The organism is Porphyromonas sp. COT-290 OH860 (assembly GCF_000768935.1).
Classification (GTDB): Bacteria; Bacteroidota; Bacteroidia; order Bacteroidales; family Porphyromonadaceae; genus Porphyromonas.
On the sequence record NZ_JRAR01000022.1, the window covers coordinates 1 to 402 of the forward strand.

At 43.8% G+C, this 402-nt stretch carries 1 protein-coding gene; it reads left to right on the top strand.

Annotated elements, in window-relative coordinates; all coding sequences use genetic code 11:
• The coding region (locus HQ41_RS02705) for an IS30 family transposase (protein WP_235316882.1) at positions 1-402 on the top strand (402 nt) is incomplete at its 3' end.

A 402-nucleotide genomic window follows, 5' to 3' on the forward strand; every position in this document is an offset into this window, starting at 1 on the left:
ATACGTCGTTTAGGAGAGCTTCAGGACTACCGCCCCTTAAAGGCTCATAAACACGCTGTCGAAGCAGGTAGCTTCCGAAAGAGGAAGATTAAATTCACTCCCGAAATACGCAAGAAGGTCAATTTCTATATCGCCGTGGAGCAATGGTCTCCCGAACAAATCTCCGGGTATTGCACTCAAAATAAGATCCCTATGATAGGGAAGTCTCGTATCTATGAGTATATCCATGAGGACAAAAATATGGAAGGAGATCTATGGAAGCATACGCGACATGCCCTAAAGAAACGTAAGACCCCTAAACTTCTTACAAGCCCCAAGCAGCTCAATAAAAAGAGCATTGAGCAGAGAGATCCTATTGTGCAAAATAAGGGGAGAATAGGAGACTGGGAGATGGATCTTATT